We start from the raw sequence: 23,059 nt of genomic DNA on the forward strand, positions 1-23,059 counted from the left end.
CTTATAACGGCCGCTGGCATGGAATGCCAGGGAGAGGTATCAGGCAGGGAGGGTGGGGAGGAAGTATAAATTATTTATATTTCAATGCATTGAATTAAATTTCCTATTGGAGATGGGCTCAATCTAAAAGTTGGCACGTCAAATGCAATATCTATAGCGTAGATGCTCATTCCACCTCTTATGTTCGCCTTAGGCTTCATAAACCCTGGGAATGACGCAGAGCCGATTTAGGGTGCCTATCGCCCACGAGAACGATGACTAACCCGTCATCACGCTCAGGGCAAAACGTTGAGTGAGGCACCGCCCCTGTTGTCCTAGACCTGATTGCTTCTTTATACACTTGCCATACGGCAAGTGTTTTTTTTGCGCCACAGAAAACCCCGGGCAAAAAAAGCGCGGCATCGGAGCCGCGCTTTTCTCACTTGGGCAGGGCGTTATTCGCCGCCGTTCTGTTTCAGCGTCAACATCAGTCCCTCACGTCGCATCTGCGCCGCTTCATCCGAACGATGCAGTTTTTCCAGCGTATCGGCCAACCAGGCGTAGTCGTAAGCATCCGGGCGCTGTTTCAGCGCTTCGCGGAAGGCGTCGGCCGCTTGCTGCCACTCGCCGTGCTTCATCAGCAGTTGCCCCAGCGTGCTGTTTAACAGCGGCGTCGCGCCGTGTTGTTTCATCTGCTGACGCAGCGCTTTCTCAAGCTGCTCGGGGTTGCCGGACTTCAGCCGCGGCAGCAATAGCACCAGGCGCTCGTCGTATTGGCGCTTCAGGCTGTCGAGCACAATCTCCTGCGCCAGTTCGTGGTCGTTGCATTCGATCAGGTGTTCCACCATCGCGATTTGCAGCGGCACCTCGTGACGCGTCTTGCGGCTCTGATCTTTCCACCAGCGCTTCAGGCCTTCGCTGCCTTCGTCCGCCATCGCCTGATTCATCAGCCCGATATAAGCCTGTTGCTGCAATGCCTGCAACTGCTCTTCACTGTGGAGTTCGATTTTACGCATCGACGGCAGCACTTCCAGCAGCGACGCGTAGGCGCCGGTGCGCAGATAGGCTTGTTCCGCCAGGCGCAGCACTTCCGGATGGCGCGGCGCCTGGTTCAGCAGGCGATCGACGCCGTGGCGCGCGGCGTGGTTCTCGCCCTGCGCCAGTTGGATACGAACCCGGGTGATATCCACCGGCAGCTGATCGGTGTCGGCGGCTTCAGCGGCGCGCTCCAGATATTGGTTGGTGCGGAAGTCATCGCCGCGTTGTTGTGCGGCCTCGGCGGCCAGCAGGTAGTTCACCACCGGCTGTTCGGCGTGGTCGGCGTTGCGCGTCATCAGCTTTTCAACCTGCTTGTAGTCGCCTTCCGCCAGTTTGATCAGCGCGGCTTTGGTTTGCTGGCGCGCGCGGGTGCGCTTGCGGCCGATAAACCAACCGCGCGTACGGGCGCCGGTACGGAAGATACGGCGCAGGATCCATTCGATCGCCAGCAGCACCACGAACAGCAGCACCAACATGATCACCAGGCCGGTGACGCTGGTTTCGACATTGTAGTTATCGGTCTGGATCAGCACATAGCCCTGATGCCCGGCCAACATCGGCCCGAGCACTACGCTGGCGATCACCACCAGGAACAGAAATAGCACGCGTAACATGGCTTAACCCTCCTGGTGAGCGGCAGGGGACTGGGTCATCAGGTTGCGCACCCGGGTCTGCATCACTTTTTCGAGCAGCGGCTGGCTTTTCAGTTGATCCGGCACGTCCATCGAGATTGACTGTTGGCTCAGGTTGTCCAGCTCTTCCAGGAAGGCCTTGGTCGCCGGATCGGTGGTGTCGAAATAGGCGCGCACCCAGGTGGAGACGGTTTCCAGCGATTGCTTGTAGGTCTCGTTCTGATGGCGCGGGATGGCCTGTGCGGCCACCAGCAGGCGCGAACGGATATTTTCGCGCAGGTAGATGTCCTGGTTCGGCGCCAGCAGCGGTTCGGCGCTGGTGTCGCGGCGGCGGATGGTGATGAAGTCGGCCATGAAATTGCGCCAGCTTTTGGCCAGGTTCTGCCGCCATTCGCCGATCGAGCCGGAGAGCTCGCTGCTGTTTTGATCCATCGGCGCTTCGTCGGTGTCGTTGTCCGCCAGGCGCAGGTTATCCACCTGATTGGACAGCTGATTGACCTTGAGGATGATGCCGTCGTAATCGACCTGGGTCAGCGTGGAAAGCGTGCTGATGTCTTCGGTAATGGCGCGGCGCACATCAAGCAGGCTCGGATCGTTCATATCCGCCAGGCTGGCGTCGGCGCTTTTCAGCAGCGCGGCGGCGCTGGTCACGTCCTGATCGCTCCACAGCTTGCGGCCGGCCATTTTCACCAGGAAATCGGCCTGCGCCAGCAGCCAGGTTTTGGCGTCGCTGCCGGAGATGGTCGCCACTTTTTCCTGCAGCTCGCTCAGTTGGCGCGCCAGGTTCGCCTGCTCGCGATCGGCGGCGTCCAGGGTTTTACCCTGTTGCTGCAGCAGGCCTTCCAGCGCATTTCTTTCCTGCTGTTGGCTCTGCTTCACGCCTTCAAGCTGCTGCTGCAGCGCCTGATTGGCGGCGATCAGCTGTTGCGCCTGCTTGTGCGTGTGGTAATAGCCGCCCGCGCCGAGGGCGATGACCAGCACGATAGCGATCGCGCCGAGCACCGGGCCGGTGTTCTTGCCTTTGCGGCTGGCAGCGGCTGGCTGCTGGGAGCTCTCAACCGCGGTGGTTGGCTCTTCAACCGGGGCGGCTGGGGTATTTTGTTCCGTCATAGTGGCACATCCCATAGTCAGATTATTGTAGCGCGCGGATCAGCGCGTCATTATCGGCGTTGTCAGCTACCCGAATCGTACGCCAGCCCAAATCCCGGGCGAGGGTAGCCAGGCGTTCGCTCACTACTACCAGGCGGCAACGCAGCAGCCATGAAGAACGATAGTAATCAGGAACTAAAGTATAGAGCTGTTGTAACATTTCACCGCTGGTCACCACCAGCGTATCCACACCGGCGCGCTGCCAGTGGGCGCTTTGCTCGCTGCCGTCATAGTGCACCGGGCTGCGTTGATAGCATTCATAATAGCTGACGTCGGCGCCGCGCTCGCTCAGCGTCGACCCCAACAGTTCGCGGCCGCCGTTGCCGCGCAAAATCAACGCGCGTTTGCCCGCCAGCTTTTGCAGCGCCGGCAGCAGCAGCAGCGTTTCGCTGATCTCGCGTTCGCGCGGGTATTCCACCGGCAAACTGCTGATGCGGTGCAGCGCCAGCCCGGTGGTGCGGCCGATGGCGTAATAAGCCAGGTGAGCGGGCCAGCTCAGCCCGGCGCGGCCAATGACCGAATCGGCATAGTTCACCGAATGCTGCGACAGCACGAACACCAGATCGCCGGCGTTCAACTGTTGCAACGCCTGCGGCAGCTGCGGCAGATCGCCGCCGGGGGCGAAGTCGATCAGCGGCGCATGATAGGCAACCCGGCCGAGTGCGCGCAGCCGGCTCACTAACTGCTCTCCCGAAGGCGATGGGCGGGTTACCAAGATCGTCATGCCGGCGGATTTCCCTGATAAACTTCGCGCAGGATCTCGCGCGCGCCGCGCGCCAGCAGCTCTTCCGCCAGCTCAACGCCCATCCGTTCGGCTTCGGCGGCCGGGCCGCGGCGTTCGCCGCGCACCATCTGGCTGCCGTCCGGCGCGCCGACCAGGGCGCGCAGCCACAGGCTGTCGCCATCCAGTTCGGCATAGCTGCCGATCGGCACCTGGCAGCCGCCTTCCAGGCGGGTGTTCATCGCCCGCTCGGCGCGCACGCGGGTTTCGGTGGCCGCATGGTTCAGCGGCGCCAGCAGCGCGCGGGTGACGCTGTCGTCGAGACGGCATTCAATGCCGACCGCACCCTGGCCGACCGCCGGCAGGCACTCTTCGGCGCTCAGCGGGCTGCGGATGCGTTGCTCCAGCCCCAGGCGCTTCAGGCCGGCCACCGCCAGAATAATTGCATCGTAGTCGCCGTTGTCCAGCTTGGCCAGGCGAGTGCCGACGTTGCCGCGCAGGTCGCGCACGATCAGATCCGGGCGGCGTTCGCGCAGCTGGCACTGGCGGCGCAGGCTGGAGGTGCCGACCACGCTGCCCTGCGGCAGCTGATCGAGCGAGGCGAAACGATTGGAAACAAAAGCGTCGCGCGGATCTTCGCGTTCGCAAATGGTGGTCAAACCGAGCCCGGCAGGGAAATCGACCGGCACGTCTTTCATCGAGTGCACGGCGATGTCGGCGCGGCCTTCCAGCAGCGCCAGCTCGAGTTCTTTAACAAACAGGCCCTTACCGCCGACTTTCGCCAGCGGCGTATCCAGAATAACGTCGCCGCGCGTCACCATCGGCACCAACTCGACCTGCAGGCCGGGATGGCAGGCCATCAGACGTTGCTGCACATAATGTGCTTGCCAAAGTGCAAGCGGGCTTTGTCGGGTGGCAATTCGAATAATTTTGTCTAACATGCTTGTTACCGTTTTTATATTTCGCCATCCATCCTACCACTGAGAGCCAATACTGTCAGTGCAAGAAGCCGGAGGCGGAAAAAGGACAACGGAATCAAAGGGACGTGTGATGTGCTTTGGGGCAGTTAACACTGCGGGTAAATCGTTTAGGGAAGCGCTACAATAATTGTGAAGCGTTACCTCCTTTACGGTCAATCAGCAAGGTGTTAAATTGATCACGTTTCCAGCAATAAGTCGCCAAATATTCTTCTTACACTAACGGCGCTTATGGAATACGGGTTTTTTTCTAAACACCGGGATAATCAGGCGAGACGTCTTGTACCTCTACATCGAGACATTGAAGCAGAGACTGGATGCGATCAATCAGCTACGCGTCGATCGCGCCCTGGCGGCTATGAAGCCCGCGTTTCAACGGGTATACAGTCTGCTGCCCACCTTACTGCACCACCACCACCCGCTGATGCCGGGTTACCTGAACGGTAACGTTCCCCACGGCATTTGCCTCTACACGCCTGATGAAACTCAACAAGAATACCTGAACGATTTAGAAGACAAATGGGGCAGCCCGTTTGACAAACCGGCCAGCGGCGAGCTGCCGATCACCGGCGTCTACTCGATGGGCAGCACCTCGTCTATCGGCCAAAGCTGCAGCTCGGATCTCGACATCTGGGTCTGCCACCAGTCCTGGCTGGACAACGAAGAACGCACCCGCCTGCAGCAAAAATGCAGCCTGCTTGAGAAGTGGGCCGCCTCGATGGGGGTGGAAGTCAGCTTCTTCCTGATCGATGAAAACCGTTTCCGCCATAATGAAAGCGGCAGCCTGGGCGGCGAAGATTGCGGCTCGACGCAGCACATCCTGTTGCTCGACGAATTCTATCGCACCGCGGTGCGCCTGGCCGGCAAACGCATCCTGTGGAACATGGTGCCGGGCGAAGAAGAAGCGCACTACGATGAATACGTGCTGTCGCTGTACGCGCAGGGCGCGCTGACGCCGAACGAGTGGCTGGATCTCGGCGGTCTGAGTTCGCTGTCGGCGGAAGAGTACTTTGGCGCCAGCCTGTGGCAACTGTATAAGAGCATCGATTCGCCTTACAAGGCGGTGCTGAAGACCCTACTGCTGGAAGCCTATTCCTGGGAATACCCCAATACCCAACTGCTGGCGACGGACATCAAACACCGGCTGCATCAGGGCGAGATCGTCAGCTTCGGGCTCGACGCCTACTGCATGATGCTTGAGCGCGTGACCCGCTACCTGACCGACATCAACGACACCACCCGCCTCGATCTGGCCCGCCGCTGTTTTTACCTGAAAGTATGTGAAAAGCTGTCGCTGGCCAAGGCCTGCGTCGGCTGGCGGCGCGAGATCCTCAGCCAGCTGGTCAGCGAGTGGGGCTGGAGCGAAGAGCGTCTGGCGATGCTGGACAACCGCGCCAACTGGAAAATCGAGCGGGTGCGCGAAGCGCATAACGAACTGCTCGACGCGATGATGCAGAGCTACCGCAACCTGATCCGTTTCGCTCGCCGCAACAACCTCAGCGTCAGCGCCAGCCCGCAGGATATCGGCGTGCTGACCCGCAAACTGTATGCGGCGTTCGAAGCGCTGCCCGGCAAGGTGACGCTGGTGAACCCGCAGATTTCACCGGACCTGTCGGAAAACGATTTAACCTTTATTCACGTGCCGGTTGGCCGCGCCAACCGCACCGGCTGGTACCTGTACAATCAGGCGCCGGCCATGGATTCTATCGTCAGCCATCAGCCGCTGGAATATAACCGCTACCTGAACAAGCTGGTGGCCTGGGCCTATTTCAACGGCCTGCTGACGCCGCAGACCCGCCTGCACATCAAGAGCGGCAACCTGTGCGACACCGCCAAGCTGCAGGAGCTGGTGGCCGACGTTTCCCATCACTTCCCGCTGCGCCTGCCGGCGCCGACGCCGAAAGCGCTGTACAGCCCGTGCGAGATTCGCCATCTGGCGATCATCGTCAATCTGGAAAACGATCCGACCGCCGCCTTCCGCAATCAGGTGGTGCACTTCGATTTCCGCAAGCTGGACGTGTTCAGCTTCGGCCAGCAGCAGCAGTGTCTGGTGGGCAGCATCGATCTGCTGTACCGCAACTCCTGGAACGAGGTGCGCACCCTGCATTTCAGCGGTGAGCAGTCGGTGCTGGAAGCGCTGAAAACCATTCTCGGCAAAATGCATCAGGACGCCGCGCCGCCGGAGTCGGTGGAAGTGTTCTGCTACAGCCAGCACCTGCGCGGCCTGATCCGCACCCGTATCCAGCAGCTGGTGTCGGAGTGCATCGAGCTGCGCCTGTCCAGTACCCGTTTGGAACCCGGCCGCTTCAAGGCGGTGCGCGTCGCCGGGCAGACCTGGGGGCTGTTCTTCGAGCGCTTGAGCGTATCGGTGCAAAAGCTGGAGAATGCGGTGGAGTTTTACGGCGCCATCTCTAACAACAAGCTGCACGGCCTGTCTATCAAGGTGGAAACCGATCAGGTGCATCTGCCGCCGGTGGTGGATGGCTTCGCCAGCGAGGGGATCATCCAGTTCTTCTTCGAAGACACCTCAGACGACAAGGGCTTCAACATCTATATTCTGGATGAGTCGAATCGGGTTGAGGTGTATCACCACTGCGAGGGCAGTAAAGAGGAGCTGGTGCGCGACGTCAGCCGCTTCTACTCCTCGTCGCACGATCGCTTCACTTACGGCTCCAGCTTCATCAACTTCAATCTGCCGCAGTTCTATCAGATTGTGCAGCTCGACGGGCGCACGCAGGTGATCCCGTTCCGCAGCAACGTGCTGTCCAGCCTGTGCGTGACGGTGGCCGACGGCGCCGCTCAGCCGCTGAAGCAGCAGTTCCAGCTGCATTGACGCCGCAAGGGCTCGGTTGCCGAGCCCTGCTTAGCTTCAGGAAAAATGCAGTTCCTCGCCGGCCTGCGCGCTGGCCGCTTCGCTGAGCAGCTGATAAAACGGCTGCCCGCTGCGATCGCATAGCCAAACGCCGTCGCGGTAGTTGAAGTGGTAACCGCCGGCCTTGGTGGCGAGCCACACCTGGTGCAGCGGCTCCTGGCGGTTGATGACGATTTTGGTGCCGTTTTCGAAGCTCAGCGTCATCACGCCGCCATTGGTTTCGTAATCGATGTCCGCATCGCCGTCAAAATCGTCCAGTGTCTCTTCAATATTCAGCATCAGCTGGTCGGCCAACTGGTGAAACTCGCTGTCGTTCATATTCAATTCCTATTGCTTTTCATGATCCACCTGCGATTATAGAGACCTTGGACGCATGAATTACAGGCATTAATGCAAATGAAAAAACAACTACGCTATGCGCTGATGGCAGTTCTGGTTACCGGCCTCGCCGGCTGTGGTCTGAAAGGCCCGCTTTACTTCCCGCCTGCCGATCCCGCCAGCCAGAAACCGGCCAAGCCGCCGGTGCAAACGGGCGATCAGGTGCAAAAGAACCAGCAGGAGCAGTCTGGCTCTCAGCAAAAACCGTCGATGGTTGACCAGTAACACCCTGTTTGCGGTGGCGAGCGCCGCCGTAAAATCAAGACGGATAGCGCGTCCAGATAGCGGAGTATGATATGCAGTTCTCCAAAATGCACGGTCTGGGCAACGACTTTATGGTGGTCGATGCCGTTACACAGAATGTCTATTTTTCACCTGAGCTGATCCGCCGGCTGGCCGATCGGCACCTGGGCGTCGGCTTTGACCAGATGCTGGTGGTAGAACCGCCTTACGATCCCGAACTGGATTTTCACTACCGAATTTTTAACGCCGACGGCAGCGAAGTGGCGCAGTGCGGCAATGGCGCGCGTTGCTTCGCGCGTTTCGTGCGGCTGAAAGGGCTGACCAACAAACGTGACATCCGCGTCAGCACCCAAACCGGGCGCATGGTGCTCAGCGTCACCGACGACGATCTGGTGTGCGTCAACATGGGTGAGCCGAATTTCGACCCGCAGGCGGTGCCGTTCCGCGCCGCCAAGGCTGAAAAGACCTACATCATGCGCGCGGCGGAACATACCGTGTTGTGCGGCGTGGTGTCGATGGGCAACCCGCATTGTGTTTTGCAGGTGGACGACGTAAAAACCGCCAAGGTGGAGCTGCTCGGGCCGGTGCTGGAAGGGCATGAACGCTTCCCGGAACGGGCCAACATCGGCTTTATGCAGGTGGTCAGCCGCGATCACATCAAGCTGCGCGTTTATGAGCGCGGCGCCGGTGAAACGCAGGCCTGCGGCAGCGGCGCCTGTGCGGCGGTGGCGGTGGGGATCCAACAGGAATTGCTGTCAGAAGAAGTGCATGTAGAACTGCCGGGCGGCAGCCTGCATATTCGCTGGAAAGGGCCGGGCAACCCGCTGTTTATGACCGGTCCGGCAACCCATGTCTATGACGGATTTATTCATCTATGAAAAGCGTAGAAGAACAGAGCGTCGCCGGCCTGGCGCTGGATGACGACACCGTGATGCAGTACCTGCTGCAGAACCCGGATTTCTTTATTCGCAACGCGCGCCAGGTTGAGCAGATGCGCGTGCCGCACCCGGTGCGCGGCACCGTTTCGCTGGTGGAATGGCATCTGGCCCGCCAGCGCAATCACATCGAACGGCTGGAAGAAGAGATCACGCTGCTGATGGAGCAGGCCAGCGCTAACGAAGGGCTGTTCGCCCGGTTGCTGCACCTGCAGGCCGATTTGGCCACCGCCGACAGCTTGCAGGACATGCTCAACCGGCTGCAGCGCTGGGCGCGCGGCTTCGGTTTGGCCGGCGCCACGGTGCGCCTGTTCGCCGAGCGCTGGAATATCGGCGCGCCTTCCGATTTCACCCATCTGGCGCTGACGCGTTCGGCGTTCGAGCCGTTCCGCATCCAGCGGCTGGGCAGCGAACAACACTACCTCGGCGGCCTGAACGGCCCCGAACTGCTGCTGCTGTTGCCGCAGGCCAAACAGATCGGCCAGATTGGTTCGGTGGCGCTGTCGATGCTGGGCGACGACGGCGAGCTGGGCATGGTGATCTTCAGCAGCCGCGATACGCAACACTATCAGCAGGGCATGGGCACGGTGATGCTCAATCAACTGGCGCGCATGCTGCCGGAACTGCTGGAACGCTGGATCGAACGCGCATGACGCCGATTGCGCCCAGCCTGCAGCAGCCGGTGGACGCTTTTCTGCGTTATCTCAAGGTAGAACGGCAACTTAGCCCACTGACGCAGCTCAGCTATTCACGCCAGCTGGCGGCGCTGATGCGCCTGGCGCAGGAGATCGGCGTCACCGACTGGGCGGCGCTGGACGCCGCCCGGGTGCGCATGCTGGCGGCGCGCAGCAAACGCGCCGGCCTGCAGTCCGCCAGCCTGGCGCTGCGGCTCTCTTCGTTGCGCAGTTTCCTCGACTGGCTGGTCAGCCAGGGCGTGCTGCACGCCAACCCGGCCAAAGGCATCCGCACGCCGCGCAGCGGTCGCCATCTGCCGAAAAATATCGACGTCGATGAAATGAACCAGCTGCTGGAGATCGATCTCAACGATCCGCTGGCGGTGCGGGATCGCGCCATGCTGGAGGTGATGTACGGCGCCGGCCTGCGTCTCTCCGAGCTGGTGGGGCTGGATTGCCGCCATGTCGATATGGCGGCCGGCGAGGTGTGGGTGATGGGGAAAGGCAGCAAAGAGCGTAAACTGCCGATCGGGCGCACTGCCGTCACCTGGCTGGAACACTGGCTGGCGATGCGCGATCTGTTCGGGCCGGAAGATGACGCGATGTTCCTGTCCAATCAGGGGCGGCGCATCTCGACGCGCAACGTGCAAAAGCGCTTCGCCGAATGGGGCGTGAAACAGGGCGTCAACAGCCATATTCACCCGCACAAACTGCGTCACTCCTTCGCGACCCACATGCTGGAGTCGAGCGGCGATCTGCGTGCGGTGCAGGAGCTGCTCGGCCATGCCAACCTGACCACCACGCAAATTTATACCCACCTCGACTTTCAACATCTGGCGAACGTGTACGATGCCGCGCATCCGCGCGCCAAACGGGGGAAATCCTGATGCATTTTTATCGCCCGCTGCGCCCGCTGGCGGCGCTGACTTTCGATCTGGACGACACGCTGTATGACAACCGTCCGGTGATCCGGCAAACCGAGCAGCAGTCGGTGGCCTTCCTGCAGAGCTACCATCCCGGCCTGAACAGCTTCCAGTCGGCGGATTTCCACCGCTTGCGCCAGGAGCTGCGCGAGCAGGATCCGGAGATCTACCACGACGTCACCCAGTGGCGCTGGCGCGCCATTCATCTGGCGCTGAGCCGGCAGGGGCTGCGCGACGCCGAAGCGGCGATCGGGGCCGATGCGGCGATGCAAAACTTCGCGCTGTGGCGCAGCCGCATCGAGGTGCCGGAAGCGACCCACGCCACGCTGAAGGCTCTGGCCGCGCGCTACCCGCTGGTGGCGATCACCAACGGCAACGCCGATCCGGCGCAGTGCGGCCTGGACGGCTACTTCCAGTTCGTGTTGCGTTCCGGGCCGGACGGGCGCGCCAAGCCATACCAAGACATGTATCACCTGGCCGTCGAGCGGCTGGGCGTGGCGCCCGAGCAGATCCTGCACGTGGGCGACGATCTGACTACCGACGTCGCCGGCGCGCTGCGCGCGGGGCTGCAGGCGTGTTGGATCAACGATCGGCAACGCTGCCTGATGCAGGCCGCCGACAGCCGCCTGCTGCCGCATATTGAGATTTCGCAGTTGGCATCGCTGACAGCATTGTTATAATCCCTGCCAGAACTCTGTATAAATTTCCAGTGAAAAACCCGTCACCGGCGGGTTTTCCCTTAACCATTAGTGGTGCCTATGGACGTCTCCGATCTGCTCGACAGCCTGAATGAAAAACAACGTGAAGCCGTGGCGGCGCCGCGCAGCAACCTGTTGGTTCTGGCCGGAGCGGGCAGCGGCAAGACGCGGGTGCTGGTGCATCGCATCGCCTGGCTGCTGTCGGTGGAGAACTGCTCGCCGTATTCGATCATGGCGGTGACCTTCACCAACAAGGCGGCGGCGGAAATGCGTCACCGTATCGAACATCTGATCGGCACCAGCCAGGGCGGCATGTGGATCGGCACCTTCCATGGCCTGGCGCATCGTCTGTTGCGCGCCCACCACCTGGAGGCCAACCTGCCGCAGGATTTCCAGATCCTCGACAGCGACGACCAACTGCGGCTGCTCAAGCGCATCATCAAGGCGCTGAACGTCGACGAGAAGCAGTGGCCGCCGCGTCAGGCGATGTGGTACATCAACGGCAAGAAAGATGAGGGCCTGCGCCCGCAGCACGTCGAAACCTACAACAACCCGGTGGAGGCCACCTGGCTGCGCATCTACCAGGCCTATCAGGAAGCCTGCGATCGCGCGGGGCTGGTGGATTTCGCCGAGCTGCTGCTGCGCGCGCACGAGCTGTGGCTGAACAAGCCGCATATCCTCAACCACTACCGCGAGCGTTTCACCAACGTGCTGGTGGACGAATTCCAGGATACCAACAGCATCCAGTACGCCTGGATCCGTCTGCTGGCGGGCGGCAACAGCAACGTGATGATCGTCGGCGACGATGACCAGTCGATCTACGGCTGGCGCGGCGCGCAGGTGGAAAACATCCAGCGCTTCCTGAAGGATTTCCCCGGCGCGGAAACCATCCGCCTGGAGCAGAACTACCGTTCCACCAGCAACATCCTGAAAGCGGCCAACACCCTGATCGCCAACAACGACGGGCGCATGGGCAAAAACCTGTGGACCGAAGGCGGCGAAGGCGAGCCGATTTCCCTCTACTGCGCCTTCAACGAACTCGACGAAGCGCGCTTCGTGGTCAACCGCATCAAGACCTGGCAAGACAACGGCGGCGCGCTGAACGACTGCGCCATCTTGTACCGCAGCAACGCCCAGTCGCGCGTGCTGGAAGAGGCGCTGCTGCAGACGGCGATGCCGTACCGCATCTACGGCGGCCAACGCTTCTTCGAACGTCAGGAAATCAAGGATGCGCTGGCTTACCTGCGCCTGATCTCCAACCGCAACGACGACGCGGCCTTCGAGCGCGTGGTCAACACCCCGACGCGCGGCATCGGCGACCGCACCCTCGACGTGGTGCGCCAGGCGGCGCGCGATCGCCAACTGACGTTGTGGCAGGCGACGCGCGAACTGATGCAGGACAAGGTTCTGGCCGGCCGCGCCGCGTCGGCGCTGCAGCGCTTCATCGAGCTGGTGGAGTCGCTGGCTCATGAAACCGCCGATATGCCGCTGCACGTGCAGACCGACCGGGTGATCCGCGATTCCGGGTTGTTCATCATGTATGAGCAGGAAAAGGGCGAAAAGGGGCAGGCGCGTATCGAAAACCTTGAGGAACTGGTGACGGCGACGCGCCAGTTCAGCTATCAGGAAGAAGATCAGGATCTGATGCCGCTGCAGGCGTTCCTGTCGCATGCGGCGCTGGAAGCGGGCGAAGGCCAGGCCGACGCCTATCAGGATGCGGTGCAGCTGATGACCCTGCACTCGGCCAAAGGGCTGGAGTTCCCGCTGGTGTTTATCGTCGGCATGGAAGAAGGCATGTTCCCGAGCCAGATGTCGCTGGATGAAGGCGGCCGTCTGGAGGAGGAGCGCCGTCTGGCCTATGTGGGCGTAACGCGCGCCATGCAGAAGCTGACGCTGACCTACGCCGAAACGCGCCGTCTGTACGGCAAAGAGGTTTACCATCGGCCGTCGCGCTTTATCGGCGAACTGCCGGAGGAGTGCGTGGAAGAAGTGCGCCTGCGCGCCAGCGTATCGCGCCCGGTCAATCACCGCCGCATGGGCACGCCGATCAGCGAGAACGACACCGGATACAAGCTGGGTCAGCGCGTGCGCCATCCCAAGTTTGGCGAAGGCACCATCGTCAATCTGGAAGGCAGCGGCGAGCACAGCCGGCTGCAGATCGCCTTCCCGGGCGAAGGCATCAAGTGGCTGGTGGCGGCCTACGCTCGGCTGGAAACGGTATAAGAGAGGGGCGATTTGCAGGAGTTTAAGCCCCTGCAATCGTTCATCATCAGTGAGGGTAGCGATCGCCGACCTGCGCGGTGGCATACCAGCGCATCACCGCTTCGGTGCCTTCGCCGCCTTCCTGCGGCGCCCACGGCATGCAGTCTTCTTCGGTCAGCGCCTGATACGGACCCCGCTTCACTTCGAACACCACGCCGCCGGCATCGACCGACAGCACCGCATGCCAGGTAAATGCCGGCATCTCCAGCACTTTGGTTTCTTCGCCGAGCAGGGTGCGCTGCGTCACGACGCCGTCATCGTTGAACTGCAGCACGACAAAACGGCCGCGCAGCGGCGTCAGCAGCTCCCAGGTTTGCGGGTGGCGGTGCGGGCGGATATAGGTGCCGGGTTCCATGGCGATCGCCAGGCGTTGCACCGGGTCGCTCAGCTCTTCGTGTAAGGTGCGGTGCGCGCGCAGGCGGGGCACGCTGGCGGCCTGTTCGCTCATCGCGGTCAGTTCATGGGCGGTAATCTGTTTCATCGTTTAAATCCGCATGCTTGTCGTACCATTAGGGTGATGTCATCTTAGCAACATTCTTGGTGGCGGTAAGCGATCGCCGCGACTTTTTCAGTACGGTTTAAGCGCCATTTCTGCCATTGATCATCGTGATGATTTGTTGCGCAATTATCCCGCCTAACGTGTTGACAGGCTTTTTCTTCTCGGCGTAACATGCGCGCACTATTATCATTGAGGACAGACGCCTTGGACACACCCAGTAGATACTGGCTCACTGACCTGCGCCGCAGGTATAACTTCTAAGGCTCTCCGTTTTTGCTGATAGCCTTCGTGGTTGTCGGCGACCCCGCAAAGCGTCGCTATGAGTCAGATCTCTTCATGGTCTGAAACAATCGGTGATACGCATCCCCTCTGTTTCTGTGCTTCAACGCGTTGTCCGCACCCGTTACCTTCACGGAGTTTTGGCACATGCTGAGCGCTTTTAAATTAGATAACCGCCGCTTGTCCCGTCTGGAACTGGACGACTCGGATGATCTCACGTCATCGCTGTGGGTTGATCTGGTCGAGCCGGAAGAGGGCGAGCGTGAGCGCGTGCAGAATGAGCTGGGACAAAGCCTGGCGACGCGTCCCGAACTGGACGACATCGAAGCCTCCGCCCGTTTCTTCGAAGACGAAGACGGTCTGCATATCCACTCCTTCTTCTACTTCGAAGATGCGGAAGATCACGCCGGCAACTCCACGGTGGCCTTCACCATCCGCGACGGCCGCCTGTATACCCTGCGTGAGCGTGAACTGCCGGCGTTTCGCCTGTACCGCATGCGCGCCCGCAACCAGACCATGCTCGAAGGCAACGCCTACGAACTGCTGCTGGATTTGTTCGAAACCAAGATTGAACAGCTGGCGGACGAGATAGAGAACATCTACAGCGATCTGGAACAGCTCAGCCGGGTGATCATGGAAGGGCATCAGGGCGACGAATACGACGCCGCGCTGTCGACGCTGGCGGAGCTGGAAGATATCGGCTGGAAGGTGCGTTTGTGTCTGATGGATACCCAGCGCGCGCTCAACTTCCTGGTGCGCAAGGCGCGTTTGCCGACCGGCCAACTGGAGCAGGCGCGTGAAGTGCTGCGCGACATCGAATCCCTGCTGCCGCACAACGAATCGCTGTTCCAGAAGGTGAACTTCCTGATGCAGGCGGCGATGGGCTTCATCAATATCGAACAGAACCGCATCATCAAGATCTTCTCGGTGGTGTCGGTGGTGTTCCTGCCGCCTACGCTGGTGGCCTCCAGCTACGGCATGAACTTTGAATTCATGCCGGAACTGAAATGGTCGTTCGGCTACCCGGGCGCCATCACCTTGATGATCCTGGCGGGCCTGGCCCCTTACCTGTACTTCAAGCGCAAGAACTGGCTGTAACCCGGCGGCGCCGGGCTCAGCGCAGCTTGCGCTGGGTATAGAGCGCGTCGAGGGTGAACAGGATCAGCGCCGCCCAGATAAAGCCGAAGGTCACCAGCTTGTCCTGGCCGATGGTCTCGCCGTAGAAGGTTACCGCCAGCAGGAACATCAGCGTCGGGCCGAGATACTGGAAGAAACCGAGCGTCGACAGGCGCAGCCGGGTAGCCGCCGCGGTGAAGCACAGCAGCGGCACGGTGGTGACGATGCCGGCGGCGACCAGCAGCAGATTCAGCGACCACGGGTTGGCGCTCAGGTGGCTGGTGGGGCTGTCGGCGAACAGGAACAGGTAGCCCGCCGCCACCGGCAGCAGCCACAGCGTTTCAATCAGCATGCCGGTCTGCGCGTCGATGGCGATTTTTTTGCGCAGCAGGCCGTAGAAGGCGAAGCTGAACGCCAACCCCAGACCGATGATCGGCAACGAACCGAACTGCCAGAGCTGCACCAGCACCCCGGTGAACGCCAGCGCCACCGCCACCCACTGCATGCGGCGGAAACGTTCGCCGAGAAACAGCATCCCCAGCAGCACGTTAACCAGCGGGTTGATGAAGTAGCCCAGGCTGGCTTCCAGCATATGGTGATTGTTCACCGCCCAGATGAACAGCAGCCAGTTGCCGCCGATCAACAGCGCGGTGACCGCCAGCAACAGCAGCCGTTTGCGGTTTTGGCAGGCGGCGCGCACTTTCGGCCAGTTGCGGCCCAGCGAGATCAGCGCCAGCATGAAGAAAAACGACCAGATGATCCGGTGGGTGAGGATCTCGTCCGCGGACACTTGCTGGATCAGTTTGAAATAGGCCGGGGCGATGCCCCACATAAAATAGGCGGCCAGGGCGAAGAAAATGCCCTGACGCGTTTGCTTTGCGTCCATGACGTCACTCTGGTGGGGAACGTAAGATGCGGTGAGTGTACTGAAGTCGCTCACCGCACACAATCATCAGCCGACCAGATAGGTGGCGGTGGCGGTCGCGATATGCAGGCCGTCGTGGTTATGCAGTTCTACGCGCGCGACGGCGACCTTGTTGCCGCTGCGCAGCACGCTGGCGGAGGCGACGAAGTGTTCGCCGCGGCCGGGGCGCAGATAGTCGACGCGCAGATCGATGGTGCCCATGCGCGACAGTTTGGCGGCGATCTCTTCTTCGATCAGCGGTTCCAGGCGCGTCAGCACGCCGCCGGCGCAAGCCAGCCCGGCGGCGACGTCCAGCACCGCGGCGATCACGCCGCCGTGCAGAATTTCCTGTGCGGCGTTGCCCACCAGCTTGCGCTGGTTGGTGAAGCTCAGTTCGACGTAGTCATCGTCGAAGCGGCGCAGCTCCAGGCCAAGCTCGCGGTTGAACGGCATGTGGTAGACAAAAATTTCGCCGATCTTGCGGCGGGCGGCTTCCAGGGTCAGTGGTGTGGTCGACATAGCGGGTTTCCGTTTTTCTTTTGCGTTTTAAGGGAGCTAACTGGTCAGTCCAGGTTAATGGAATGTTGATTTTATGCTTAACCTTTGTTGCTTTTCAGACTATTCCAATAAAACCGGACCGCGCTGCGGTAAAGCCTCCTTTGTGTGTAAAATGGCCTGATTTTTTCCGGGCTTGCCCTTTTTCGTTGGAGTGAGGAGAGGTTATGCGCATTTTGTCAGGGATCGTTTCCGCCACGCTGCTGATGCCGGCGCTGGCATTGGCTGAGGAAGCCAAAGAGCAGCAGATTCACGATAGGCCGGCGGTGCGCGGCAGCATTATCGCCAACCTGCTGCAGGAGCACGATAATCCGTTCACGCTGTATCCTTACGATCCCAATTACCTGTTGTACACCGACACCAGCGATATCAACAAAGAAGCCATCAAGACGTACAACTGGGCCGACAAGGCGCGCAAGGACGAGGTGAAATACCAGCTTAGCCTGGCGTTTCCGCTGTGGCGGGGCATTGCCGGCGACAATTCGGTGCTCGGCGCGTCTTATACTCAGCGCTCCTGGTGGCAATTGTCCAACCGCGGCGAGTCTTCGCCGTTCCGCGAGACCAACTACGAGCCGCAACTGTTCGTGGGGTGGGCGACCGATTACCGCTTTGCCGGTTGGACGCTGCGCGATGTTGAAATCGGCGTTAACCATCAGTCTAACGGCCGCTCGGACCCGACGTCGCGCAGCTGGAATCGCGGTTATGCGCGACTGATGGCGCAAAACGGCAATTGGCAGGTGGATCTCAAGCCCTGGTTCCGTTTCTCGGAGAGCTCGAGCAACGACGACAACCCGGACATCACCAAATACATGGGATACTACCGGTTGAAGGTCGGTTACGCCTGGGGCGACAGCGTGTTCAGCGTCGACAGCCACTACAACTGGAACAGCGGCTACGGCGGCGCGGAACTGGGCTGGAGCTACCCGATCACCCGCAACGTGCGATTCTATACCCAGGTGTTCAGCGGCTACGGCGAATCGCTGATCGACTACAACTTCCGGCAGACACGGGTGGGCGTTGGTGTCATGCTGAACGATATTATGTAATCATACCCGGTGGGTGTGTACCGATGAAAAAATGGGGAAGTGTGTGTCAACCGCAGCAGTGATTAACAGAGAGTTGCTGGCCGAGCAGGTATTGCGCGATACCTTCGGCTACCAGCAATTCCGTCCGGGCCAACAAACGATTATCAATGCCGCGATCGGCGGGCAGGATTGCCTGGTGGTGATGCCGACCGGCGGCGGCAAGTCGTTGTGCTACCAAATCCCGGCGCTGGTGATGGACGGCCTGACCCTGGTGGTTTCCCCGCTTATCTCGCTGATGAAGGACCAGGTCGACCAACTGTTGGCCTACGGCGTTTCCGCCGCCTGCTACAACTCGACGCAAACCCGCGAGGAGCAGTTGGACGTCATGGCCAGCTGCCGCAACGGCACCATCAAGATGCTGTACATCGCGCCGGAACGGCTGATGATGGAAAGCTTCCTCAACCTGCTCGATCACTGCCCGCCGGCGATGCTGGCGGTGGATGAGGCGCACTGCATCTCGCAGTGGGGCCATGACTTCCGGCCGGAATATCGCGCGCTGGGCCAGCTGAAACAGCGCTTCCCGGCGATGCCGGTGATCGCGTTGACCGCCACCGCCGACGAAGCCACGCGCGGCGATATCGTGCGCCTGCTGTCGCTGCAGGATCCGCTGGTGCAGGTCAGCAGCTTCGACCGGCCGAACATCCGCTACACGCTGGTGGAAAAATTCAAACCGCTCGATCAGCTGTGGCGCTTCGTGCAGGATCAGCGCGGCAAGAGCGGCATTATCTATTGCAACAGCCGCGCCAAGGTGGAAGACACCGCCGCGCGCCTGCAAAGCCGCGGGCTGAGCGTCGGCGCCTACCACGCCGGGCTGGACAACGAGCGCCGCGCCCAGGTGCAGGAAGCGTTCCAGCGTGACGATCTGCAGGTGGTGGTGGCCACCGTCGCCTTCGGCATGGGCATCAACAAACCCAACGTGCGCTTCGTGGTGCATTTCGACATCCCGCGCAATATCGAATCCTATTATCAGGAGACCGGCCGCGCCGGGCGCGACGGCCTGCCGGCCGAAGCCATCCTGCTGTACGATCCGGCCGACATGGCCTGGCTGCGCCGCTGTCTGGAGGAAAAACCCGCCGGGCAACAGCTGGACATCGAGCGCCACAAGCTGAACGCCATGGGGGCGTTCGCCGAGGCGCAAACCTGCCGCCGCCTGGTGTTGCTCAACTACTTCGGCGAAGGCAAGCACGAGAATTGCGGCAACTGCGATATCTGCCTCGATCCGCCCAAGCGCTACGACGGGCTGGAGGACGCGCGCAAGGCGCTGTCCTGCGTGTACCGCGTCGGCCAGCGCTTTGGCCTCGGGTACATCGTGGAAGTGCTGCGCGGCTCCAACAACCAGCGCATTCGCGAATACGGTCACGACAAGCTGCCGGTGTACGGCATCGGCCGCGATCAGACCACCGAACACTGGACCAGCGTGCTGCGTCAGCTGATCCACCTGGGCTTTATCACCCAGAACATCGCCATGCACTCAGCGCTGCAATTGACCGAGGCGGCGCGTCCGGTGTTGCGCGGCGAGGTGGCGCTGCAGTTGGCGGTGCCGCGTATTCAGAGCCTGAAGTCGCGCAGCAGCGCCAACCAGAAATCCTACGGCGGCAATTACGATCGCAAGCTGTTCGCCAAGTTGCGCAAACTGCGCAAATCGATCGCCGACGAAGAAAACATTCCGCCTTACGTGGTGTTCAACGACGCCACGCTGCTGGAAATGGCCGAACAGATGCCGATCAAGGCCGGCGATCTGCTGAGCGTCAACGGCGTCGGCCAGCGCAAACTGGAGCGTTTCGGCGCGCCCTTTATGGCGATGATCCGCGACCATCTCGACAATGACGAAGACTGAGGGCGATATATCATGCTGATGCTGTTTCTCACCGTGGCGCTGGTGCATCTGATTGCGCTGATGAGCCCGGGGCCGGACTTCTTTTTCGTGTCGCAAACCGCCGCCAGCCGCTCGCGCCGCGAGGCGATGATGGGCGTGGTCGGCATTTCGCTCGGCATCGTGGTATGGGCCGGCGTGGCGTTGATGGGGCTGCATCTGATCCTGCAGAAGATGGCCTGGTTGCATCAGATCATCATGGTTGGCGGCGGCATTTACCTGTGCTGGATGGGGTGGCAACTGCTGCGTTCCGCGCGGGCGCAGCAAGCGCAGCCGGCGGCGGAGGCCCAGGTGGCGTTGCCGAAGGCCGGGCGCAGCTTTATTCGCGGCTTCCTGACCAATTTGTCCAACCCGAAAGCGGTGATCTATTTCGGCAGCGTGTTCTCGCTGTTCGTCGGCGACAGCGTCGGCGCCGGAGCGCGCTGGGGGCTGTTTTTGCTGATCGTCGCCGAGACCTTCGTCTGGTTCAGCCTGGTGGCGGTGGTGTTTGCGCTGCCGGCGATGCGCCGCGGCTATCAGCGGTTGGCCAAGTGGATAGACGGGGTGGCGGGCGTGCTGTTTACCGGCTTCGGGTTACATCTGATATTTACCCGCTAACCGCAGTGAAATGCCCAAGGCCGAGCAGCGATGCCCGGCCTTTTTTGTCAGGCTTTGCGGGCGGTCGCCAGCAGCCCCGCCACCAGAATGAACAGCGAACCGAACAGTCGGTTGAGCAGCTGCATCTGGCGCGGCGTTCTCAGCCAGCCGGCGATGCGCGTCGCCAGGGTGGCGTAACCGATCATCACCAGAATATCCACCACCACGGTGGTGACGCCGAGCACCAGATACTGCTCAGCCTGGGGCTGATTGGGCAAGATGAACTGCGGGAACAGCGCGGCGAGGAACACGATGCTTTTCGGGTTGGTCAGGTTGACCAGCACCGCGCGGCGGAACAGACGGCGGCGCGGCATGCTGCCCGCCAGCGCATGCAGATCCAGCGCCCCGGCGGCGCGCCATTGCTGGATGCCGAGCCACACCAGGTAGGCGGCGCCCAGCCATTTCAGCAGCTCGAACGCCAGCAGCGATTGCGATATCAGCGCGCCGAGGCCGATGCCCACCAGCACGATGTGCGCGCTCAACCCGACCTGCAGCCCGGCGATCGACGCGGCGGCGCCGCGATAGCCGTGGCTGATGCCGGTGCTCATGGTATTGATGGCGCCTGAACCGGGGGAGAGGCTCAGGATAAGCGTGGTCAGCAGATAGGTTAACCACCAGTCCAAGGTCATGGTGCTTCGGCTCCCTGAAAGTGTCGTTTTGTGCCACAATGCGCCGAGGCGGCGCCGTTTTTGTAAGAATTGAATCACAATACGCTAGTATGATTTCTTGTGCCAGCGGTCACATTTTTCCGCCGGCCCCACAGGGAAAACGCTCTCGATGACCTCGTTCACTCTCAGCTCCGATGACTGGTTAACGCGTGAAACGCAGTTCGCTGCCTTCGCCACCGGGCCGCTGCTGGATTTCTGGCGGCAGCGCGAAGAAGGCGAATTCAGCGGCGTGGACGGCGTGCCGATCCGCTTTGTGCGCTTCAGTTCCGCGCGGCATCAGCGCGTGGTGGTGGTCAGCCCCGGCCGCATCGAAAGCTATGTGAAATACCCCGAGGTGGCCTACGATCTGTTCCACTGCGGCTACGACGTGGTGATCGTCGATCATCGCGGCCAGGGGCGTTCCGGGCGTTTACTGGCGGATACGCACCGCGGTCATGTGGTAAACTTCGCCGACTACGTGGACGATTTCGAGCAGCTGTGGCTGCGCGAGGTCGAATCGCGCGGTTATCGGCAGCGCTTCGCGCTGGCGCATTCGATGGGCTGCGCGATCCTGGCGCAGTTCCTGCAGCGCCGGCCGCAGGCGTTCGACGCGGCGGCGTTTTGCGCGCCGATGTTCGGCATCCGGTTGCCGATGCCGGGTTGGCTGGCCGATCGCATTCTCGACTGGGCGGAGACCCGCCCGGCGATCCGCGATTATTACGCGGTGGGCACCGGCCAGTGGCGTCCGTTGCCCTATGTGGTCAACGTGTTGACCCATAGCCGCGAGCGTTACCGGCGCAGCCTGCGCTATTATGCCGATTACCCCGAGCTGCAGGTGGGCGGGCCGACCTACCATTGGGTGCGGGAGAGCATCCGCGCCGGCCGGCAGATTATCGCGCAGGCCGGGGAGATCACCACGCCGCTGTTGCTTTTGCAGGCCGGTGAAGAACGGGTAGTCGACAACCGTTCGCACCAGGCTTTTTGTCAGGCTCTGTCAGACGCGGGGCGCCCTTGCGAAGGGGGGCTCCCGTGGGTTATCAACGGCGCACGCCATGAGATCCTGTTCGAGCGGGACGCGCTGCGCGCCGAAGCACTGAACGCAATTCTGCGCTTCTTTGCTCAACACTTAGGCGGCGCGCTGCCGCCGACAACTCCATCAGAGGTTAGAACATAACGCTATGTATCACGTCGTCGCTTCCGATTTAGATGGCACGCTGCTGTCTCCCGACCATACCCTGTCGCCGTACGCTAAAGAAACGCTGAAGTTGCTGACTCAGCGCGGCGTGCATTTCGTGTTCGCTACCGGCCGCCACCATATCGACGTGGCGCAGATCCGCGACAGCCTGGAGATCAGCGCCTTTATGATCACTTCCAACGGCGCACGGGTGCACAACACCGCCGGCGAACTGATTTTCAGCCACAACCTGGACGAAGATATCGCCCGCGATCTGTACGGCATGCTGCACGACGATCCGGATATCACCACCAACGTCTACCGTAACGACGATTGGTTTACCAACCGCGAAAGCCCGGAGCAGGAAGAATTCTTCCAGGAGTCAGTGTTCAAATATCAGTTGTTTGAGCCGGGCCTGCTGGAAACCGACGGCGTCTGCAAGGTTTACTTCACCTGTGAAGATCACGAGCGGTTGCTGCAGGTGGAAGACGCCATCAACGCGCGCTGGGGCGATCGGGTCAACGTCAGCTTCTCGTTCCCGACCTGCCTGGAAGTCATGGCGGGCGGCGTGTCGAAAGGGCATGCGCTGGAAGAAGTGGCCAAGATCATCGGCTATACGCTGCAAGAGTGCATCGCCTTCGGCGACGGCATGAACGATCTGGAGATGTTGTCGATGGCCGGCAAGGGCTGCATCATGCGCGACGCGCATCAGCGCCTGAAGGACATGCTGCCGGAGCTGGAAGTGATCGGTTCCAACGTCGATAACGCGGTGCCGCACTACCTGCGCAAGATGTTCCTCTGAAATAACCT

Annotated in this window: 22 protein-coding genes; 13 read left to right on the forward strand and 9 right to left on the reverse strand. The window is 61.1% G+C overall.

Annotated elements, in window-relative coordinates; translation table 11 throughout:
• Positions 1-434 precede the first annotated feature (434 nt).
• Genes hemY through hemC form a run of 4 tightly spaced genes read right to left on the reverse strand, consistent with a single transcriptional unit; the run spans position 435 to position 4,460 of the window.
• On the reverse strand, positions 435-1,631 hold the full coding sequence (gene hemY / locus ACJ8PL_RS20780; RefSeq protein WP_033639014.1) for a protoheme IX biogenesis protein HemY: 1,197 nt from the start codon (positions 1,629-1,631) through the stop codon (positions 435-437).
• A gap of 3 nt (positions 1,632-1,634) precedes the next feature.
• Complete coding sequence (gene hemX / locus ACJ8PL_RS20785) at positions 1,635-2,759, reverse strand: uroporphyrinogen-III C-methyltransferase (RefSeq protein ID WP_016929498.1); 1,125 nt, start codon at positions 2,757-2,759, stop codon at positions 1,635-1,637.
• A gap of 22 nt (positions 2,760-2,781) precedes the next feature.
• Positions 2,782-3,522 carry a uroporphyrinogen-III synthase gene (gene hemD, locus ACJ8PL_RS20790; protein ID WP_028127629.1) on the reverse strand — a complete coding sequence of 247 codons (741 nt, stop codon included), beginning with the start codon at positions 3,520-3,522 and terminating at the stop codon, positions 2,782-2,784.
• Entirely contained in the window at positions 3,519-4,460 is a 942-nt protein-coding gene (gene hemC / locus ACJ8PL_RS20795) for a hydroxymethylbilane synthase (protein ID WP_004934233.1), read from the reverse strand. The genes hemD and hemC overlap by 4 nt, the downstream gene beginning before the upstream one ends.
• 316 nt (positions 4,461-4,776) lie before the next feature.
• Between hemC and ACJ8PL_RS20800 the strand changes: the two genes are divergently transcribed.
• On the forward strand, positions 4,777-7,329 hold the full coding sequence (locus tag ACJ8PL_RS20800; RefSeq protein WP_004934235.1) for a class I adenylate cyclase: 2,553 nt from the start codon (positions 4,777-4,779) through the stop codon (positions 7,327-7,329).
• Positions 7,330-7,365: 36 nt separating this feature from the next.
• Here ACJ8PL_RS20800 and cyaY read toward each other — a convergent pair whose 3' ends face one another.
• Positions 7,366-7,686, reverse strand: coding sequence for an iron donor protein CyaY (gene cyaY / locus ACJ8PL_RS20805; RefSeq protein ID WP_004934237.1), 321 nt, complete (start codon positions 7,684-7,686; stop codon positions 7,366-7,368).
• Between the two features lie 78 nt (positions 7,687-7,764).
• On the opposite strand from cyaY, the gene lptM reads away from it, so the two are divergent.
• The 6 genes from lptM to uvrD all read left to right on the forward strand — a co-directional run bounded on the left by lptM (position 7,765) and on the right by uvrD (position 13,442).
• Positions 7,765-7,971, forward strand: a complete 207-nt coding sequence (lptM, locus tag ACJ8PL_RS20810; protein ID WP_004934241.1) for an LPS translocon maturation chaperone LptM — start codon at positions 7,765-7,767, stop codon at positions 7,969-7,971.
• A gap of 71 nt (positions 7,972-8,042) precedes the next feature.
• On the forward strand, positions 8,043-8,867 hold the full coding sequence (dapF, locus tag ACJ8PL_RS20815) for a diaminopimelate epimerase (RefSeq protein WP_004934244.1): 825 nt from the start codon (positions 8,043-8,045) through the stop codon (positions 8,865-8,867).
• Positions 8,864-9,577: a DUF484 domain-containing protein gene (locus ACJ8PL_RS20820; RefSeq protein ID WP_004934247.1), complete on the forward strand. Its 714-nt coding sequence runs from the start codon at positions 8,864-8,866 to the stop codon at positions 9,575-9,577. Before dapF ends, ACJ8PL_RS20820 begins: the two co-directional genes overlap by 4 nt.
• Entirely contained in the window at positions 9,574-10,485 is a 912-nt protein-coding gene (gene xerC / locus ACJ8PL_RS20825) for a tyrosine recombinase XerC (protein ID WP_016929495.1), read from the forward strand. Before ACJ8PL_RS20820 ends, xerC begins: the two co-directional genes overlap by 4 nt.
• Positions 10,485-11,201 carry a 5-amino-6-(5-phospho-D-ribitylamino)uracil phosphatase YigB gene (gene yigB, locus ACJ8PL_RS20830; RefSeq protein WP_016929494.1) on the forward strand — a complete coding sequence of 239 codons (717 nt, stop codon included), beginning with the start codon at positions 10,485-10,487 and terminating at the stop codon, positions 11,199-11,201. The genes xerC and yigB overlap by 1 nt, the downstream gene beginning before the upstream one ends.
• Before the next feature lie 78 nt (positions 11,202-11,279).
• Positions 11,280-13,442: a DNA helicase II gene (gene uvrD / locus ACJ8PL_RS20835; RefSeq protein ID WP_025304874.1), complete on the forward strand. Its 2,163-nt coding sequence runs from the start codon at positions 11,280-11,282 to the stop codon at positions 13,440-13,442.
• A gap of 46 nt (positions 13,443-13,488) precedes the next feature.
• On the opposite strand, the gene ACJ8PL_RS20840 is transcribed toward uvrD, so the two are convergent.
• Positions 13,489-13,962: a WbuC family cupin fold metalloprotein gene (locus ACJ8PL_RS20840; protein WP_016929492.1), complete on the reverse strand. Its 474-nt coding sequence runs from the start codon at positions 13,960-13,962 to the stop codon at positions 13,489-13,491.
• A gap of 444 nt (positions 13,963-14,406) precedes the next feature.
• On the opposite strand from ACJ8PL_RS20840, the gene corA reads away from it, so the two are divergent.
• Positions 14,407-15,357: a magnesium/cobalt transporter CorA gene (gene corA / locus ACJ8PL_RS20845; protein ID WP_004934262.1), complete on the forward strand. Its 951-nt coding sequence runs from the start codon at positions 14,407-14,409 to the stop codon at positions 15,355-15,357.
• A 16-nt stretch (positions 15,358-15,373) separates the two neighbouring features.
• Here corA and rarD read toward each other — a convergent pair whose 3' ends face one another.
• Positions 15,374-16,261: an EamA family transporter RarD gene (rarD, locus tag ACJ8PL_RS20850; protein WP_016929490.1), complete on the reverse strand. Its 888-nt coding sequence runs from the start codon at positions 16,259-16,261 to the stop codon at positions 15,374-15,376.
• Between the two features lie 66 nt (positions 16,262-16,327).
• Positions 16,328-16,798, reverse strand: coding sequence for a thioesterase family protein (locus tag ACJ8PL_RS20855; protein ID WP_016929489.1), 471 nt, complete (start codon positions 16,796-16,798; stop codon positions 16,328-16,330).
• Positions 16,799-17,001: 203 nt separating this feature from the next.
• On the opposite strand from ACJ8PL_RS20855, the gene pldA reads away from it, so the two are divergent.
• From pldA to rhtC, 3 genes are read left to right on the forward strand one after another with little or no spacing between them, the layout of a single operon-like run.
• Positions 17,002-17,880, forward strand: a complete 879-nt coding sequence (gene pldA, locus ACJ8PL_RS20860; RefSeq protein ID WP_016929488.1) for a phospholipase A — start codon at positions 17,002-17,004, stop codon at positions 17,878-17,880.
• A gap of 43 nt (positions 17,881-17,923) precedes the next feature.
• Entirely contained in the window at positions 17,924-19,756 is a 1,833-nt protein-coding gene (recQ, locus tag ACJ8PL_RS20865; protein ID WP_442531360.1) for an ATP-dependent DNA helicase RecQ, read from the forward strand.
• Positions 19,757-19,768: 12 nt separating this feature from the next.
• Positions 19,769-20,389 carry a threonine export protein RhtC gene (rhtC, locus tag ACJ8PL_RS20870; protein WP_016929486.1) on the forward strand — a complete coding sequence of 207 codons (621 nt, stop codon included), beginning with the start codon at positions 19,769-19,771 and terminating at the stop codon, positions 20,387-20,389.
• A 47-nt stretch (positions 20,390-20,436) separates the two neighbouring features.
• Here rhtC and rhtB read toward each other — a convergent pair whose 3' ends face one another.
• Positions 20,437-21,057, reverse strand: coding sequence for a homoserine/homoserine lactone efflux protein (rhtB, locus tag ACJ8PL_RS20875; protein WP_004934282.1), 621 nt, complete (start codon positions 21,055-21,057; stop codon positions 20,437-20,439).
• Between the two features lie 148 nt (positions 21,058-21,205).
• Between rhtB and pldB the strand changes: the two genes are divergently transcribed.
• On the forward strand, positions 21,206-22,249 hold the full coding sequence (pldB, locus tag ACJ8PL_RS20880) for a lysophospholipase L2 (RefSeq protein ID WP_079452296.1): 1,044 nt from the start codon (positions 21,206-21,208) through the stop codon (positions 22,247-22,249).
• Positions 22,250-22,253: 4 nt separating this feature from the next.
• Entirely contained in the window at positions 22,254-23,051 is a 798-nt protein-coding gene (yigL, locus tag ACJ8PL_RS20885) for a sugar/pyridoxal phosphate phosphatase YigL (protein WP_047025953.1), read from the forward strand.
• Positions 23,052-23,059 lie beyond the last annotated feature (8 nt).

Origin of the sequence: Serratia sp. CY83965, from assembly GCF_052166375.1 — a bacterium.
Classification (GTDB): domain Bacteria; phylum Pseudomonadota; class Gammaproteobacteria; order Enterobacterales; family Enterobacteriaceae; genus Serratia; species Serratia marcescens.

Excerpts from the sequence above, each read along its gene's own strand:
- uvrD (WP_025304874.1), top strand. The coding sequence starts at position 11,280 with ATGGACGTCTCCGATCTGCTCGACAGCCTGAATGAAAAACAACGTGAA.
- pldB (WP_079452296.1), top strand. The coding sequence starts at position 21,206 with ATGACCTCGTTCACTCTCAGCTCCGATGACTGGTTAACGCGTGAAACG.
- ACJ8PL_RS20820 (WP_004934247.1), top strand. The coding sequence starts at position 8,864 with ATGAAAAGCGTAGAAGAACAGAGCGTCGCCGGCCTGGCGCTGGATGAC.
- rarD (WP_016929490.1), bottom strand. The coding sequence starts at position 16,261 with ATGGACGCAAAGCAAACGCGTCAGGGCATTTTCTTCGCCCTGGCCGCC.
- rhtB (WP_004934282.1), bottom strand. The coding sequence starts at position 21,057 with ATGACCTTGGACTGGTGGTTAACCTATCTGCTGACCACGCTTATCCTG.
- cyaY (WP_004934237.1), bottom strand. The coding sequence starts at position 7,686 with ATGAACGACAGCGAGTTTCACCAGTTGGCCGACCAGCTGATGCTGAAT.
- dapF (WP_004934244.1), top strand. The coding sequence starts at position 8,043 with ATGCAGTTCTCCAAAATGCACGGTCTGGGCAACGACTTTATGGTGGTC.
- rhtC (WP_016929486.1), top strand. The coding sequence starts at position 19,769 with ATGCTGATGCTGTTTCTCACCGTGGCGCTGGTGCATCTGATTGCGCTG.
- hemD (WP_028127629.1), bottom strand. The coding sequence starts at position 3,522 with ATGACGATCTTGGTAACCCGCCCATCGCCTTCGGGAGAGCAGTTAGTG.
- pldA (WP_016929488.1), top strand. The coding sequence starts at position 17,002 with ATGCGCATTTTGTCAGGGATCGTTTCCGCCACGCTGCTGATGCCGGCG.
- yigB (WP_016929494.1), top strand. The coding sequence starts at position 10,485 with ATGCATTTTTATCGCCCGCTGCGCCCGCTGGCGGCGCTGACTTTCGAT.
- hemC (WP_004934233.1), bottom strand. The coding sequence starts at position 4,460 with ATGTTAGACAAAATTATTCGAATTGCCACCCGACAAAGCCCGCTTGCA.
- ACJ8PL_RS20855 (WP_016929489.1), bottom strand. The coding sequence starts at position 16,798 with ATGTCGACCACACCACTGACCCTGGAAGCCGCCCGCCGCAAGATCGGC.
- hemX (WP_016929498.1), bottom strand. The coding sequence starts at position 2,759 with ATGACGGAACAAAATACCCCAGCCGCCCCGGTTGAAGAGCCAACCACC.
- lptM (WP_004934241.1), top strand. The coding sequence starts at position 7,765 with ATGAAAAAACAACTACGCTATGCGCTGATGGCAGTTCTGGTTACCGGC.
- ACJ8PL_RS20840 (WP_016929492.1), bottom strand. The coding sequence starts at position 13,962 with ATGAAACAGATTACCGCCCATGAACTGACCGCGATGAGCGAACAGGCC.
- xerC (WP_016929495.1), top strand. The coding sequence starts at position 9,574 with ATGACGCCGATTGCGCCCAGCCTGCAGCAGCCGGTGGACGCTTTTCTG.
- yigL (WP_047025953.1), top strand. The coding sequence starts at position 22,254 with ATGTATCACGTCGTCGCTTCCGATTTAGATGGCACGCTGCTGTCTCCC.
- corA (WP_004934262.1), top strand. The coding sequence starts at position 14,407 with ATGCTGAGCGCTTTTAAATTAGATAACCGCCGCTTGTCCCGTCTGGAA.
- hemY (WP_033639014.1), bottom strand. The coding sequence starts at position 1,631 with ATGTTACGCGTGCTATTTCTGTTCCTGGTGGTGATCGCCAGCGTAGTG.